A 14,749-nucleotide genomic window follows, 5' to 3' on the forward strand; every position below is an offset into this window, starting at 1 on the left:
CTCCAGAGTCGGGCCCCCATGATCGACGCACCAGCCCCTCGGGTGTCGGGCTTGCGACATGTCGCCTCTACGACACGCGACTTGTCCCACCTCGCCCCAGGTGCCCGGCAAACGGCCCCGCCCGTCCCGGGCGGGGGACCGGGTCTCAGAGGTGGGCGTCCAGGAACTCCCGGACCCCGGAGCCGGTCACGGGCCCCGTGCCGCGCGCCACCACCTCCCCGTCCTTCAGGAGGACGTAGGACGCGGCCTCGGTGATCCCGTACCGTCCGGTCGCGGCCGGGCAGCGCGTCATGTCGGCGCGGACGGCCGTCAGGCGGCCCGCGTACGCGTCGGCGACGCCCGCCATGACGAGGTCCATCGCCCGGCAGGGCTCGATCGCCCTGGGCCACGTCCCGACGAAGTACGCGAGGACCGGGACCCCGCTCATCCCGAGGACGAAGTCGAACTCCGCGTCCTCACGGGGCTGGTGAACCCGCTTCGCCATGGAAGCTCCTGACCTCGTGTTCCGTCTTTCCGTGCCCATCATCCCCCGCGCGGCACGGAGCCCGTACGCGGGCGGCGGTCCCGGTCCTGCGGCTCCTCAGGGACGGAGCCCGGCGTGCCGGAGCGCGGCCGCGCCGAGGTCGGCGACGGCCCGCGGGTCCCCCCGGCGCCACGCGTCGGCCCACCCGCCGTCCGGGACCGGCAGCCCGGCGAGCACGGCCGGGGGGCCGGTGAGGGCGCGCAGGGCGAGCAGGTCGGCGCCCCCGGGAGTCCCGGCGAGACGACGCAGGGCGCCGCTGCGCCTGATCCAGAGCAGACGCGGCGGGAGCCACAGGAGCAGGACGAAGACCACCGGGACGACGACGAGGACCGCCGTGACCACGTCGGCGACCTGGCCGACGGTCTCCTGGAGCGACACCCCCGCGTCGGCGAAGCCCGCGCCCGCGTCGGCCGCGGACCGGAGCGGCTTCCGCAGGACGCCGCCGACGAGCGGCACGTCCGACACCGCGTCCCCCGCCTTCCCGAGTTCCTCGGCGAGGCTGTCGCCGGAGCTCTCCACCCTGCGCCCCGGTTCGGCCAGCAGCAGGACCGTCTCGCGGACGGCGAGGGCCACCCACACGGCGGCGGCGATCAGGGCGGCGGCGATCAGGTCCACGAGCACCTGGCGGTTCCGGCGTGCGGGTGTCTGGGCGTAGAAGCGCAACGGAGGGCTCCTGTTCGTGTCGTGGCGTCGAGGAGGTCCGGCCGCCCCGGCCGCGACTCGGCCGACCGGTCGTCGGATTCACCTCTTCCACGGGGCCCCGGGGACAAACGTGCGAGACACCGGGCACCGGGGAGCCCGGGGACCTCCCCGTGGGCGGCCGGTGCGCGGGGCGGCCGGTGCGCGGGGCATCCGGAATCCCTGCCGGGGCGGCCGGTGCGCGGGAACCGTCCGGCCCGCCGCCCTCACCGCGTCCGGGCCGTACCGCCCGCCGGCGAGGACGCGCCGGCCGCTCGCGCGTCCCGGCCCGTCACCGATGACGCCCGAGCTCGTTCCGGTGCTGCTGAAGGGCGGGGGACATGGCGACCCGGTGCTCCTGGAGGAGGTTGCGCGCCATGGCTCCGGCCGCCTTCTCGCCCTTGCCGAAGGCCCGGGCGATGTGCTCCGCGTGGACGGGCTTGAGGGTTTCGCCGAACGGCGCCTCGTAGGGGTCGGTGATCGCCTCGACCAGACACGGGCCCTCGTGGGCCATGGCCTCGGCGAAGACCTGTCCGGCCAGGGCCGGGTCGTCGACGCGGAAGGCGCGCAGACCGCATGCCTCCGCCACGGACCGGAAGTCGATCGGATGCAGCTCGCACCCGTACTGGGGGTTGCCCAGAAGGGCGGTCTGCTCCCACACCTCCAGGGCCAGGGAGTTGTTGTGGAGCACGACGACCTTGACGGGCAGGTCGTACTGGGCGAGGGTGACCAGCTCGCCCATGCCCATGGACAGCGAGCCGTCGCCGGTGAGGGCGATCACCGGGCGGTCGGGGTGCGCGAGCTGCGCTCCGATGGCGTAGGGCAGGGCGGCGCCCATGGTGCACAGGGTGCCGGAGAAGGAGTAGTTCATGCCCTCGCGCAGCCGCAGCCGCCCTCCCCACGCGGTGACGGTGCCCGCGTCGCCGGTGACCACCGCGCGGTCGGGCAGGACCTTGGACAGTTCCCAGGTGACCACCTGCGGCCGCATCGGGGTGCCCGAGGAGGCGGCCTGTTCGCCGATCAGGTCCCACCACGCCCGGTAGCCGCTCCGGGCCCGCTCCAGGAACGCGCGGTCCTCCTTGCGCTCCAGGTGCGGCAGCAGGGCGTGGAGCACCTTCCCGGCGTCGCCCACGAGACCCACCTCGACCGGGTAGCGCATGCCGATGCGGTCGGCGTTCAGGTCGATCTGCACGCCGCGCGCCTGGCCGGGCCGGGGCCAGAAGTCGTAGTACGGGGTGGAGGAGCCCACGATCAGGAACCCGTCGCAGTCCTCGAACGCCTCGTGCGAGGCGCGGGTGCCGATCAGGCCCATGCCGCCGGTGGTGTAGGGGCTGTCGTCCGGGACGCAGTCCTTGCCCAGGCCGGCCTTGACGATCGGCGCCCCCAGGACGTCCGCGACCCGCTCCAGCACGTCTCCCGAGCCCCGGGCGCCCGCACCGGCGCAGATCGCGATCCGGCGGCAGGAGTTCAGGACCTCCGCGGCGGCCGTGATCCGTTCCGGCGGCGGCATCACCTCGAACGGCTGTCCCGCCGTCGAGGTGTGCCCGGGCACGTTCTTGTCCGAGACGGTGTCCTGGTCCAGGGTCCAGGACTGCACGTCGATGGGGATCGCCAGGTGCGAGGGGGCGCGGTTCATCAGCGCGCTGCGCACCGCCAGGTCGGTGGCCGTGATCGCGTGGGCCGGGCCCATCACGCGCTCGGAGAACATGCACGCCTGCCCGAGGAGCCGGTCGGAGGGCACGTCCTGGAGGAAGTGCGCGCCCACGGTGTCGTGGTACGCGAGGCCGGTGACGGCGATGACCGGGGCCCCGTCGACGCGCGCGTCGTACAGGCCGTTCAGCAGGTGGATCGCGCCCGGCCCCGCGGTCGCCACGCACGCGGCGGGCCGCCCGGTGAACTTCGCGTACCCCACGCACGCCAGCGCCGCGTTCTCCTCGTGCCGCACGTGCACGAACTTCATCTCGGGGTGGGTGCGCAGCGCCTCGAAGAAGCCGTTGATCTGGTCGCCGCAGATGCCGAAACAGGTGTCGACTCCCCATTCCAGCAGGCGTTCGACGATCAGGTCGGAGGTGGTCTTCTTCGCGTCGGCCCGTGCCACGGGGTGTCCTTCCTCGTCGTTGGGCGCCCGCCGCGGCGGAACACCCCTCCGCTTCCCCGGCCAGCCAAGCCGACCGCGGTGACGGCCGCACCCCCACGGGGCCCGTTCGGGCCGGACACGGGGACGCGGGGACGTGGGTACGTGGGGATCATCAGGAGCCGAGGAGCCGAGGAGCCGAGGAGCCGGGGAGCCGGGGAGCCGGGGAGCGCGCGCCGGGGCCGTCGCGCCGGGCGCGGGCCTTCCGGACCTCCGGCACCTCCGAGGGGGCCGGCGCCGGACGGGCGGAAGGACCGGGAACGCGCCCGTCCCCCCGTCGCCCGCCTCCCGCCGGAGGGACCGGGTCGGGAGGCTCCCGCTCCTCCCGACGCCCGCCTCCCGCCGGAGGCCCGGCCCCGTCCGCACCGCTCAAGTCCCCGTCGCCCCGCGCGATTATCATGCACGCGGAGGAGCGGACCGCTGCCCGGGCGGGCACCGGACCGCCCCTCCCCGAGGAGCGCGGCCCGCGCGTGCGCGCGTCGCGGCGGTCCCGCCCGGCACCGTCCGGAGGCGTACCGCCGTCCCCGACGGCCGCCCCGAGGCCGACCTCCCCGGTCCGGCGGCCCCGCCGGTCCCCTTCCCGCCCACCACCCCCTGGAGACACCCGAGATGGCATCACCCCTGCGCGTCCTGATCCACGGCGGAGGCATCGGCGGCCTCGCGCTCGCCACCGCCCTCGCCCGGCGCGGCCACACCGTGGAGGTGGCCGAGCTGCGCGACCGGTTCGACGCCCTCGGCGTGGGCATCATCCAGCCCTCCAACGCCCTGCACGTCATGCGGGAGATCGGCGTGCTCGACGCCTGCCTCGCGGCGGGGTTCGCGTGGGAGGTCCTGACGATCGCCGACCCCTCGGGGAACCCGCTGGCCCGCATACCGCAGCCGCGCATGGACGGGGTGCCCGCGGGCAACGGCATACCCCGGCCGGCCCTCGCCGGAATCCTCGGTGACGCCGCCGTCGCCGCGGGGGCGAAGGTCCGGTTCGCCGCGACCGTCACCGAACTCGACGACGACGGCGCGGGCGTCACCGTGACGCTCTCCGACGGCTCCTCCGGCCGCTGGGACCTGGTCGTCGGCTTCGACGGCATCGGCTCCCCGCTGCGCGCCCGTCTCTACGGGGACCGGTACGTCCCCGAGTACACCGGATTCGCCAACTGGCGGGTCACCGTGCCCCGCCACCCCGACGTGCGGGGCGTGGTGATGGCCACGGCGGGCCGGGACGCGAAGGCCCTGCTCACCCCCATGACGGACGGACTGATGTACCTGGGCGCCGTGTTCGCCGAGGCGGAGGACTTCCGCCCGGACCCGGAGCGCGCCCACGAGGAGCTGGCGGACCGGCTGGCCGCCTTCTCCGGGCCCGTGGCCGAGGCACTCGCCGCCGTCACCGACCCGTCCGCCGTCGTGTACTCCCGGATCTCCCAGGTCACGGTCGAGGAGCCGTGGCACGTGGGCCGGGTGGTGCTGGCCGGCGACGCGGCCCACGCCTCCACCCCGCACCTCGCGCAGGGCGCGGCGATGGCCGTCGAGGACGCGCTCGTCCTCGCCGGGGCCCTGGACGAGGCCGCCTCGGTGCCGGAGGCCCTGGAGAGCTGGGAGGCGCGGCGGCGGCCCCGCGCCCTGTGGGTGCAGGCCCTGTCGCGCGCAGTCCTCAAGCAGGAGATGGGCGCGCCCACGACGCCCGAGGAGGACGAACTCCTGAAGGTCGGCATCCCCGGCGCCGCCCACGTCCTCGCGAAGCCCTACTAGGAAGAGGTGGGGGGGCGTGCGCGAGCGCGTTCGTCCGGGTCGCCGTGCCGGTCGCCCGGACCGCCCGGACCGCCCGGACCGACCGGACCGGGCGGACCGGGCGGAACGGCGCGCCGGGTCCGTCGCCGCGGCGCTCGCGCGCGACCGTCCCGAACGCGACGCGAGCGGCCGGGCCGGTTCACCCGTCCCGGTGGACGCGGGCCGTACGGCCCCTCCGTCCGTACGGACTCGGGCACCGTGGCCCCATGCACGTCCGCCGCACCGCGTCCCTCCTGCTCGCCGCGTTCCTCGCGGCCGGCTGCGTGGCCGTCCCGCACGGCCCCGCCCCGTCCTCCCCGCCCGTCCGGCCCGGAGCCCTCGCCCCGGCCGACGACCGCGCCCCCTCGCCGCTGCCCGCCCCCACCCAGGCGGCTCCGCGCGAGGAGCTCGGGACGGCGGCACCCGGGGCCTCCACCGGGCCCGGAGCCGCCCGCGCACCGGTCTCCTCCCGGTCGCCGGAGCGCGGAGGGCCCCCGGGGCGCCCCCGCCCGGCGGCGGCCCGGCCCCGGGGGCCGGAGACGGGGAGGGCCCGGACGGGAGCCGTCCCCCGGCCCCCGCGGAAGAGCCGCCCGGCCCGGCTCCGCTCCCGCCCGCCGGCCCGGCTCCGGCCCCGCCCGCCGGCCGACGGACGGCGGCCCGAACTGCGCGGGCTCTGCCGTCAGGCCGAACGCATCCGGGCCCCCATGGGCGCGGCCGACCTCTGCCGCCGGATGTACGGCCGCTGACTCCGGGCCGGTGACGGGACGGGGCCGCGGTCCCGGTGCGCGGACGCGCCCCCGGTCCTCCTCGGAGGGCCCGCCGGACGCCCGGGACCCGGTCCCGCCCGCGTGCCCTCAGGCACCGTCGCGGGGACCGCCGAACGCCCAGGACTCGATGTCGCGGTAGCGGATCGGTCCCGGACCGCGCCCGAAGTCGCTGCCGACCAGGTGCAGACGCCCGGCCCGCCACCGGCGCCCGGTGAAGCCGGCGAGCCCGGCGGCGGCCTCCACCACGGAGTCGGGATCGGTGCGACGGGCGCGGGCCAGCGTCAGGTGCGGGCGCAGCGGCCGTCCCTCGAAGGGGATTCCGCACTCCCCGACCACGGCGCGCACCCGGGACGCCAGCGCGTGCAGTCCTTCGAGGTCGCCGTCGATCCCGCTCCACAGCACCCGCCCGTCGAAGTGCCCGCCGCCGCGCAGCGCCAGCTCGACCGGCCGGACCGAGGCCGCGAGGTCCGCGAGCGGCGGCCGGAGGGGCGGAACGGCCGCGACCGGGAGTTCCCCGAGGAACGCCAGGGTGATGTGCCAGTCCTCGACGCGGTTCCACCGCATGCCCGGATACGCGGCGCAGGCGGGACGGAGCGCGTCGGCCAGCTCGTCCTTCGCGTCGTCGGGCGGTGCGAGGGCGACGAACACGCGCACCGTCGCGGACCGGGCCCGCTCGTCCCCGCCGGACCGCGTGCCCGGCCCGGGTCCCTCGCTCATCTTCCGTTCCCCGCTCACCGTGCGTCCGGCCGCCGTTCCCGCCGGCCGGACGGCCCGCCCCGGCCCCGCCGGCCGCGTGGCCGGAAACGCCCGGGTGGGCGTGCCGTCCGGAGGCGAGGGTACGCGGCCGTCCCGCCGCGACCGGCACCGGGGAGGCCCCGGCCGCCGCCCCGGCGGACGCGGCACCCCGGCACGGCGGCGCACCCCGGACCCGCTCCGGCCCCGGCCGTCGGGGGACCGGCCCGGGGCGCGGGCCGGGGTCACTCCCCGGGACCGCCGTCGGGGCCGCCGAGGGTGATCGCCCGTACGGGGCAGGCGCGGGCGGCCTCGCGGACCAGCGTCCCGCGGCCGTCCTCCCGGCCCGGCAGGACCGTCCCGAACCCGTCGTCGTCCTGGGTGAAGACGTCCGGGGAGGTCAGGGCGCACTGCCCGGCTCCGATGCAGACGTCCCTGTCGATCGAAACGTGCACGCGTGTCACTCCTCTCACCAGGTGACGGGGAGTTCGAGCATCCCCTGGATCGTGTCGCCCGGCTTGAACGGGATCTCCTCGGCGGGGGCGGCGAGCCGCAGCCCCGGCAGCCGGCGCAGCAGCGTCCCCAGCGCGATCTCCAGCTCGGCGCGGGCCAGGTTCTGCCCCAGGCACTGGTGGATGCCGAAGCCGAACGCCACGTGGTGGCGGGCCGAACGGTCCCAGTCGAGGGCGTCCGGATCGCCGTAGACGGCGGCGTCCCTGTTGATGACGGACGTGGAGAACACCACGCCCTCGCCCGCCCGGATCAGCGTCCCGGCGACCTCGATGTCCTCGCGCGCGACCCGGAGCAGCCCGTCCGCGATGGACAGGTACCGCAGCAGCTCCTCCACGGCGGCGGGCACGAGCCCGGGGTCCGCCCGCAGCTCGGCCAGCCGCTCGGGGTGGCGCAGCAGCGTGTACGTACCGAGGGAGATCATGTTCGCCGTGGTCTCGTGTCCCGCGATCAGCAGGATCGTGGCCAGCTGCACCAGCTCCTGCCGGTCGGGTCCGCCGTCCCCGGCCGTTCCGCGCGCCACCAGGTCGTCGAGGACGCCCTCGCCGGGCTTCTCGCGCTTCCGGTCGATCAGGTCGCCGAGATAGGCCTCCAGCAGGGCGAGCGCGTCCTCGATGTCCGCGCCGGTCGGTCCGCGCAGCAGCCGCCGCGACTGCTCCTCGAAGAACTCGTGGTCCGCGTACGGCACGCCGAGCAGGTCGCAGATGACGATCGAGGGCACCGGCAGGGCGAACGCGCCGACCAGTTCGGCGGGCGGGCCCTGGGCGACCATCGCGTCGAGCAGCCGGTCCACGACCTCCTGGATGCGGGGCCGCAGCCGTTCGGCGCGTTTGAGGGTGAAGCTCGGGATGAGCATCCGGCGCTGGACGTTGTGCTCGGGATCGTCCCAGCCGAGCAGCGCCGCGCGCCGGTTCCTGCGCAGGTTCGCGGCCCGTTCGGTCGGCAGCGGGAAGTCGTCCCGGGTGGAGTCGGTGGAGAGCCGCTGGTCCGCGAGCAGCGCCCGGGCGGCCCCGTGGCCGGAGACGAACCACACCTCCCGCCCGTCCCAGAGGGTCACCCGCGACAGCGGGCCCCCGTCCCCGGTCCGGGGGTAGGCGGTGGGCGGCTGATAGGGACAGGCACGGCTCTGGGGGAACGCCACGGGTTTCGTCACGGGGGCCTCGCTCGGGGCATCGGGAGCTCTGACGTCGGTTCCGCCTCCACTACATGCCTCAGGCACCTATCCGGTCTACGCACAGTTCGGCCAATCCACCGGAACGGCCGCGGCCGCCCGGGACGTGGGAAAGGGCCGGACCGGCGGACGGTTCCCGTCCGTCGGTCCGGCCCTCCGGATCACCGGGTCAGTGCCGGCCGAGGGACCGGCGGCGACGGGTGAGCACGAGGATTCCCGCGCCGGCGGCGGCCAGGACACCCGCGGCGATCGCGTACGGGGTGAACTGCGCGCCCGTGGTCGCCAGCGAACCGTCGCCGGCCTCGGTGGCGGACGGCGAGGGCGCCGACGTACCGGGCGCGGCGGGGGCCGAGGCGTCCTCCGCGGGAGGCGTGGAGGGAGCGGCCCCGGGCGCCGTCGTCTCCGGGGCGGCGGGGGTGGTGCCCTCGCCCGTGGGCGTCGTGGCGGACGGGGCCGGCTCGGACGGCTCGGCGCCGGGCGTCGTCACCGTGGGCGTGGGGACGGGCTCGGTGCCCGGGCTGTCCGGCGTCGGCTTGCAGGAGAACTTCGGGGAGCCGTTCCACGGGTAGTTGTGGGACTCGTTGCCCGTGCCGTGGGTCCGCAGGCTGCCGCCCACGTACACGCGGCCGTTGGTGCTGGCCGTCAGGTCCGCGGACGCCTTGGGCGCGAGGATGGACCCCATGAAGTTGCCGCCGCCGCCGAGGGTGATCGACGGGGACGCCTCGAAGTTGTAGAGGATGCGGGACGCGGCCTCGCCGAAGTGCGCGGAGTCGTACACGTCCACGCGGTCGCCGTTGAACCCGACGGACAGGGGGGAGATGCCGACCGGCTGTCCGCCCGTCACGTTCACCACGACGGAGGAATTCCCGGGGATGTCCTTGAAGTCGAAGGACGAGGTGCCGTCGAGGTCCTTGGCGGAGATCTCGAACACCTGCGGGCCGGAGGCGTCGCCGCTCCCGCCCTTGAAGGTGACGGTCCCGCCCGAACGCACGGCCGTGCCGGTGGGCTTCAGCGCGCCGAGGGCCGCGGACTCGCCCCGGATGGTGTCGCCGAACGTGTCGTACGGGGTGAGGGCCTTCTGCGCGCCCAGGCCGGACGCGCGTTCGCCGCCGTTCGTCTCCAGGTCGCCCTTCTCGTCGATCGTGCCGCCGACCTTGACGGAGCCGCCGTAGCGGGGACCGGCGGTGAGGCCGTGGCCCACGTCGACCCTCGTGCCCTTGGCGATCGTCAGGTCCCCGCCGACGGAGAGCATGACCGAGCCCGAGGCGGGCAGGATGCCGGAACCGGCGCCGACGCGGCCCACGTTGAAGACGCCGCCGGACCCCTTGGCGAAGGTGGCGTTCCCGCCGATGACGAGGAGGCCCTCGGCCTCGGCGGTCGCGCCGTCCGCGGTGTAGTCGCCGCCGGCGAAGAGCGCCACGTTGGCGTCGAGGAAACGCGGCTCGTGTCCGATGCGGGGCTCCTTGCCGGGGGCCGGGCACGACCGGGTGTCGCCCGCGGCGGGGGCGAGGGGCGCGGCCAGGGCGGTGCCCGCGGTGGTGAGACCGAGGACGACGCCGATCGCCACGGCCCCGCTCAGCCGTATGCGTGCTCTTCCGGTGTTGCGCATGTACGTGAACCTTTCTGGTTTCCTGCGATGTGACGGGTGGTTCGGGGAGGGACGGGCCGGGATCAGGAGGTCTCGGCCGACAGGACGGCGCGGGTGAGGGAGCCGTAGACCCCGTTCTCCTGCGGGATGTACCGGGAGATCTGGTAGCGGATCAGGGCGGACTCCACGGACGCGGTGAAGACCCCGTCGACCGGGCCGAAGTACAGGTGGAGCCGCCGGAGGCGCTGCTGCAGGTCGGCCACCTCGGGGCCGGTGCTTCCCAGGGCGAGGTCGGTCCGCCCGGCGGGCGGGGTCCGGTCCCGGTCGCGCGACGTCGGTGTGGGGGAGGGCGTGCTCCGCCGCGAGGGCGGGACGCTGGTCGCGGGGGTGGGGGAGGCGGTGGCCGGGACGGTCGCCGGCGGTGACGCCGGCGCCGACGGCGTGGCGGGAGCCGAGGCCGGCGGCGCCGTGGTCGCGGTCGTGGCGGTGGGGGCCGGGGTGGTGGTGGCGGGGACCGAGGGGGTGGCGGGCGGGGTCGCCCGGGTGGCGTTCGCCCCGGGGGAGGAGGGCGCCCCGTTGGCGTCCTGGGCCGGGAACGGGGCGTCCGTCACGAGGTCGGGAAGCGAGAAGGACCGGTCGGACGGCGGCGTGGGATCGGGCTCGGCGGAGAACCACACCATCAGTCCGGCGCCGAGTCCCGTGGAGAGGGCGCCCGCGAGCATGAGGGGGAGCGGTACGGAGCGCCACACCGCGCCCGCCGTACGGCCGTGCCGCGCCTTCCGCGGCGGGTGGGCGGACGCGGCGGACCGGGAGGGGATCACCGGCAGCCGGGCGGTCACGTCGAAGAGCTCGATGTCCTGACCCCGCGCCCCGGTGTCGTCGAGGCCGGGCCCGGCGACCTTTCCGAACACGCGGTCGCCCCGGTGTTCCGGTCCCGCTGTTTCACGAGTGGCGGAAGTGACTGCTGTGGTCAGGGCAGCCCTGTTGCGCATCGAGTGCTCCAGGTGAGGCGACGCCGTGGGGAGGTGTGGTGAAGTCGTGGAGATATTGATCGCTGTTCAAAGCAAGCGTCAACTGTGAACAAATAGGGATGAATCGGAAACACCGCGACTTTGCTCCTTAAAGGACTTTTAACGTGTGGCGCACCTCACAGGGAAAAGTGCTGCCGGAACTGCTGCGAGGGGCCGGACCCGGGATCGGGCCCGACGCGGGGGCACGACGAAAACCGCGGCCGGCCCTGGGGGCCGACCGCGGAGGGGGGAGGGGTGGAACCGGGGCGGGTGGACCGGCCCCGAGGCGTTCGCTCAGGCGGGGCCGGAGAGTGCGGCGGAACCCGCTTCCGGGCCCGTGCCCGGCCCCGGTTCCGTACGCGCGCCCGTGTCCTCGCGCGTGCCCGCGTCCGGCACGGCGCCGGCCGCCGCCAGCCACGCCTCCGCGATGAGGCGGTGACCGAGCGGGCTCGGGTGCACCCCGTCCGGGGCGAGGGCCGCCGCGCCGTGCTCCCCGGCGGCGCGGAGCAGCGCCAGATCCGTCCGGACGACCGTCGCGCCGCGCTCCCCGGCGGCGCGCAGGACCGCCTCGGTGCGCGGCGTCAGGTCCTCGAACCAGGTCTCCTGCCCGGGATCGGCCGGGAGCAGGAACGGCGTCATGACGAACAGGCGCGAGGCGCACCGCCGTTCGGTGAGGGCGAGCACACGGCCCAGCGCGGCCTCGAACTCCGGTACCGGGCTGTCCAGTCCCTGGTCGTAGCGGCGCCACGTGTCGTTGATGCCGATGAGGACGGTGACCACCGAGGGCGCGGGAGCGAGGACGTCGGTCTCCCAGCGTGCCTCCAGGTCCCGGAGCCGGTTGCCGCTCACCCCCTTGTTGAGGACCGTCGGGGGCGTCCGGTCCGCCGGGGTCCCGGCGCGGAGCGCCTCGGCGATCAGCCGGACGTAGCCGTCGCCGAGGGAACCGGGGTCCTCGCGGTCGCGGCCGGTGTCGGTGACGGAGTCCCCGACGAAGAGGAGCCGGTCGTCCTGGGTGAACCGCACGGGTGTGTTCTCCGTTCGTCTCCGGGCCGGGCGGGGTCGGCCGACCCCGCCCGGCCCGTGGTCGGTGGTCGTCGTGTCGAACCCGCCCACCCTAGGGCGTGCCGCGAGAGCGGTGACGCGGGCCCGGCGGAGCGTTCGCGACGCACCCGGCTCCCCGCGTTCCGGCCGCGTCCGTCCCGACCCCGTGTCCTGCGGCGAGCGGAGCCGGGACCGCTACCCGCGCGCCCCGGACCGGCCGGACGACGCCCACCGAACTCGGCGCGCGGCGCGCGGCGCGCTGCCGCTCGTCGCGGGCACGGTCGGCGACCTCTCCGGGCCGTACCTCGTCCCCCGGCCCCGCCGTTGTTTCCCCGGTGGTCCGCCGCAGCGGCGCGTCGGCCGCCGCGACGGACCCGCGGATCAGGCTCCGTCGGTCGGGGTGGTGACGGGGACGCAGGTCAGCAGGCCCGTCACGTAGTTCATGTCGGTGCCGTAACCGGCGAAGGTGCCCCACGCGCCGGCCTGGAGGGTCTGGCAGGGAGAGGTCTGGCCGTCGGCGTACTGGACGCTGACGCCGACGGCCGTGTCGCAGCCGTTGGCGACCTGGGTGTAGCGCCAGCTCGCGTAGTACTCCACGCACGCCGGGGGAGTGGTGCCTTCGGTGACCGAAGTGGTCGCAGTGGCCGAAGCGGTCGAAGTGGCCGGGGTGGACGGAGCGGCCGAGGCGGTCGGGGCGGCGGCCAGCGAGGCCAGGACGCCCGCCGCGCTGGCGGCGGCGGCGAGGGCGAGGGAACGGGATGCGCGGCGAAGAGTGAACATATTCGTCATGCCCGAACCTTGGGTCGATTACAGGATCTTGCGCAAGTCTCTGAAAACTTTTTCAGACATTCGCGCCGGACGTCACGCGCGTCCCCTCTCCGGGCGGAGTGCCCCCTTCCTGGCGGGTCGTGGGCATGGGGGAGCGGCCGGGCACCGGGGGCCGCGCGCCGGGTCGCGAGGGGGCGGGGAAGTGTGCCGTCTCTCGCCAACTCGCGTATGAGAAAAGAGGAATTGGAGAGGGGAGCGGAAAACGTGCGGGCCGCCCCTGTCCGCGGCGAGGTCGCGCCCGGCCTTCCGGGGAAAGGGCCGGGCGGTCTCCATGCGCGGTGCCGGCCGGCCGGGGCGCCCGTACCGGACGCCCACGCGGGTCGGAACCGGTCTTGGCCGAATACGTGCGCCGCGTTGTCAGGATTCGCCTGTCCGTGATCCGGGCGTGACAGCCGGTGCCCGGCCGGAGGACGCCGCGTCGGTCCCGGGCGCGGCGGTGGGGCGGAAGGTGCGGCGGTACGCCTGCGGGGTGACGCCGATGACGGCGTGCAGGTGCCGGCGCAGGGAGACGCCGGTGCCGAACCCGGTGCGGTGGGCGACGAGGTCGACGGGCCAGTCGGTGGTCTCCAGGTAGTGGCGCGCCAGGTCGACGCGCCGCCGGATCAGCCACTGGACGGGGGTGGTGCCGACCTCGTCGCGGAAGCGGCGGGTGAAGGTGCGCACGCTCATGTTCGCGCGGGCGGCCAGGTCCGCCAGGGTGAGGGGATCGGGCAGGTGCTCCATGGCCCAGGCCCGGGCCGGGGCGGTCCCGGAGGACGTCCGGTCGGGGACGGGGTGCTGGATGTACTGGGCCTGTCCGCCGTCCCGCCAGGGCGGCACGACGCAGGAGCGGGCGACGTCGTTGGCGACCCGGCTGCCGTGGTCGCGGCGTACGAGGTGCAGGCACAGGTCGATGCCGGCGGCGACGCCGGCGGAGGTGAGGACGTCCCCGTCGTCGACGAACAGCACGTCGGGGTCGACGCGGACCGTGGGGAACATCCGCCGCAGGCGTTCCGCCTCGCGCCAGTGGGTGGTGGCGGGGCGGTGGTCGAGGAGCCCCGCGGCGGCCAGGACGTACGCGGCGGTGCAGATGCCCACGATCCGGGTGCCGGGGCGGACGGCGTCCAGGGCGTCGCGCAGCGGACGCGGCAGGAGGCCCTCCTCGCGGATGGGGCCGAGGGCGTGGGAGGGCGGGACGACGACGGTGTCGGCCTCCGCCAGCAGGGAGGCGTCACGGGTGACGGTGAGGCCGTAGTCGGCCTCGGCGCGCACCGGGCCGCCGTCGAGGCTGCAGGTGGTCACGGTGTAGAGCCGGCGGCCGGCCGCGTCGCGGGCGGCGCCGAAGACGCGCGCCGGGATGCCGAGTTCGAAGGGGACGACGCCGTCCAGTGCGAGAACGCCCACATGATGCATGGCCAGATGTTTTCATCCGGCGGCCATCGGGCCACTCCCGGGGTCTCCCGGGTCCCGGCAGTCTGATGGCGCGCCCGGGAGAACCGGCGCGAACCGCAACGAGCACGTCCCGGAAAGAGAGCGTCCCCGTGTCCCGAACCGCCGCCCCCACCACGAGCACTCCCGCCGCCCCGGCCACCACCCGCGACGTCGTCGAGGCCTTCTTCGCCCGCTTCGGCGCGGGTGACGTGCCCGCCCTGCTGGACCTGTTCGCCGACGGCGCCGACTTCCACGTCGGCGGCGCCCCGAACGTCCCGTGGACCGGCACCCGTACCACCAGGGACGACATCGCCGCCTTCTTCGCCTCCTTCGGGCGGCACCTCGCCCCCGCCCAGGAGTACGCCGTCACCCACACCCTCGTCGACGGAGACCACGCCGTGGTCGTCGGCCGCAACCGCTTCGGCGTCCTGGCCACCGGCAAGACCTTCACCAACCACTTCGCCCTCCACATCACGACCGCCGGGGGCAGGATCACCGGATACCGCATGTACGAGGACAGTCACGCCGTGGGCGAGGCCTTCACCGCCTGAGCCGGGGCGGAAGCGGGACGCCGGGAACCGCCGGCACCGGGCGCC

The 14,749-nt window shown here is 75.5% G+C and carries 14 protein-coding genes; 3 read left to right on the top strand and 11 right to left on the bottom strand.

Features of this window, described 5'->3' with window-relative positions:
• Positions 1 to 145 precede the first annotated feature (145 nt).
• From ACZ3IL_RS20400 to ACZ3IL_RS20410, 3 genes are all read right to left on the bottom strand, one after another.
• Positions 146 to 484: a thioredoxin family protein gene (locus ACZ3IL_RS20400; RefSeq protein ID WP_467391845.1), complete on the bottom strand. Its 339-nt coding sequence runs from the start codon at positions 482 to 484 to the stop codon at positions 146 to 148.
• Between the two features lie 96 nt (positions 485 to 580).
• Positions 581 to 1,186, bottom strand: coding sequence for a hypothetical protein (locus ACZ3IL_RS20405; RefSeq protein WP_467391847.1), 606 nt, complete (start codon positions 1,184 to 1,186; stop codon positions 581 to 583).
• A 307-nt stretch (positions 1,187 to 1,493) separates the two neighbouring features.
• A complete protein-coding gene (locus tag ACZ3IL_RS20410; RefSeq protein WP_467391849.1) occupies positions 1,494 to 3,299 on the bottom strand; it encodes a thiamine pyrophosphate-dependent enzyme in 1,806 nt (601 codons plus the stop codon).
• A gap of 645 nt (positions 3,300 to 3,944) precedes the next feature.
• On the opposite strand from ACZ3IL_RS20410, the gene ACZ3IL_RS20415 reads away from it, so the two are divergent.
• Positions 3,945 to 5,078 (top strand): FAD-dependent monooxygenase, encoded by a 1,134-nt coding sequence (locus tag ACZ3IL_RS20415; protein WP_467391851.1) that lies wholly within the window; start codon positions 3,945 to 3,947, stop codon positions 5,076 to 5,078.
• A 245-nt stretch (positions 5,079 to 5,323) separates the two neighbouring features.
• Positions 5,324 to 5,842 (top strand): hypothetical protein, encoded by a 519-nt coding sequence (locus tag ACZ3IL_RS20420; RefSeq protein WP_467391853.1) that lies wholly within the window; start codon positions 5,324 to 5,326, stop codon positions 5,840 to 5,842.
• 108 nt (positions 5,843 to 5,950) lie between these two features.
• Here the strand turns inward: ACZ3IL_RS20420 and thpR are convergent, their stop codons facing one another.
• The 8 genes from thpR to ACZ3IL_RS20460 all read right to left on the bottom strand — a co-directional run bounded on the left by thpR (position 5,951) and on the right by ACZ3IL_RS20460 (position 14,135).
• Positions 5,951 to 6,580 (bottom strand): RNA 2',3'-cyclic phosphodiesterase, encoded by a 630-nt coding sequence (gene thpR, locus ACZ3IL_RS20425; protein WP_467391855.1) that lies wholly within the window; start codon positions 6,578 to 6,580, stop codon positions 5,951 to 5,953.
• Positions 6,581 to 6,840: 260 nt separating this feature from the next.
• Positions 6,841 to 7,050 (bottom strand): ferredoxin, encoded by a 210-nt coding sequence (locus ACZ3IL_RS20430; RefSeq protein WP_467391857.1) that lies wholly within the window; start codon positions 7,048 to 7,050, stop codon positions 6,841 to 6,843.
• A 14-nt stretch (positions 7,051 to 7,064) separates the two neighbouring features.
• Positions 7,065 to 8,258, bottom strand: coding sequence for a cytochrome P450 (locus ACZ3IL_RS20435; protein WP_467391859.1), 1,194 nt, complete (start codon positions 8,256 to 8,258; stop codon positions 7,065 to 7,067).
• A 187-nt stretch (positions 8,259 to 8,445) separates the two neighbouring features.
• Positions 8,446 to 9,885 (bottom strand): choice-of-anchor A family protein, encoded by a 1,440-nt coding sequence (locus ACZ3IL_RS20440; protein ID WP_467391861.1) that lies wholly within the window; start codon positions 9,883 to 9,885, stop codon positions 8,446 to 8,448.
• A 62-nt stretch (positions 9,886 to 9,947) separates the two neighbouring features.
• Positions 9,948 to 10,775, bottom strand: a complete 828-nt coding sequence (locus ACZ3IL_RS20445; RefSeq protein WP_467391863.1) for a peptidoglycan-binding domain-containing protein — start codon at positions 10,773 to 10,775, stop codon at positions 9,948 to 9,950.
• Positions 10,776 to 11,168: 393 nt separating this feature from the next.
• Positions 11,169 to 11,897 carry a GDSL-type esterase/lipase family protein gene (locus ACZ3IL_RS20450; RefSeq protein ID WP_467391865.1) on the bottom strand — a complete coding sequence of 243 codons (729 nt, stop codon included), beginning with the start codon at positions 11,895 to 11,897 and terminating at the stop codon, positions 11,169 to 11,171.
• 399 nt (positions 11,898 to 12,296) lie between these two features.
• Positions 12,297 to 12,704 (bottom strand): alpha-amylase, encoded by a 408-nt coding sequence (locus ACZ3IL_RS20455; protein ID WP_467391867.1) that lies wholly within the window; start codon positions 12,702 to 12,704, stop codon positions 12,297 to 12,299.
• A 396-nt stretch (positions 12,705 to 13,100) separates the two neighbouring features.
• On the bottom strand, positions 13,101 to 14,135 hold the full coding sequence (locus tag ACZ3IL_RS20460; protein WP_467391869.1) for a GlxA family transcriptional regulator: 1,035 nt from the start codon (positions 14,133 to 14,135) through the stop codon (positions 13,101 to 13,103).
• Positions 14,136 to 14,263: 128 nt separating this feature from the next.
• Here ACZ3IL_RS20460 and ACZ3IL_RS20465 point away from each other — a divergent pair, with 128 nt between their 5' ends.
• Positions 14,264 to 14,704 (top strand): nuclear transport factor 2 family protein, encoded by a 441-nt coding sequence (locus ACZ3IL_RS20465; RefSeq protein ID WP_467391871.1) that lies wholly within the window; start codon positions 14,264 to 14,266, stop codon positions 14,702 to 14,704.
• Positions 14,705 to 14,749: the final 45 nt, after the last annotated feature.

The organism is Streptomyces sp. NPDC014907 (genome assembly GCF_055562975.1).

Coding starts and splice junctions, on each gene's coding strand:
- ACZ3IL_RS20460 (WP_467391869.1), bottom strand. CDS start 14,135: ATGCATCATGTGGGCGTTCTCGCACTGGACGGCGTCGTCCCCTTCGAA.
- ACZ3IL_RS20455 (WP_467391867.1), bottom strand. CDS start 12,704: ATGACGAATATGTTCACTCTTCGCCGCGCATCCCGTTCCCTCGCCCTC.
- ACZ3IL_RS20440 (WP_467391861.1), bottom strand. CDS start 9,885: ATGCGCAACACCGGAAGAGCACGCATACGGCTGAGCGGGGCCGTGGCG.
- thpR (WP_467391855.1), bottom strand. CDS start 6,580: ATGAGCGAGGGACCCGGGCCGGGCACGCGGTCCGGCGGGGACGAGCGG.
- ACZ3IL_RS20415 (WP_467391851.1), top strand. CDS start 3,945: ATGGCATCACCCCTGCGCGTCCTGATCCACGGCGGAGGCATCGGCGGC.
- ACZ3IL_RS20420 (WP_467391853.1), top strand. CDS start 5,324: ATGCACGTCCGCCGCACCGCGTCCCTCCTGCTCGCCGCGTTCCTCGCG.
- ACZ3IL_RS20400 (WP_467391845.1), bottom strand. CDS start 484: ATGGCGAAGCGGGTTCACCAGCCCCGTGAGGACGCGGAGTTCGACTTC.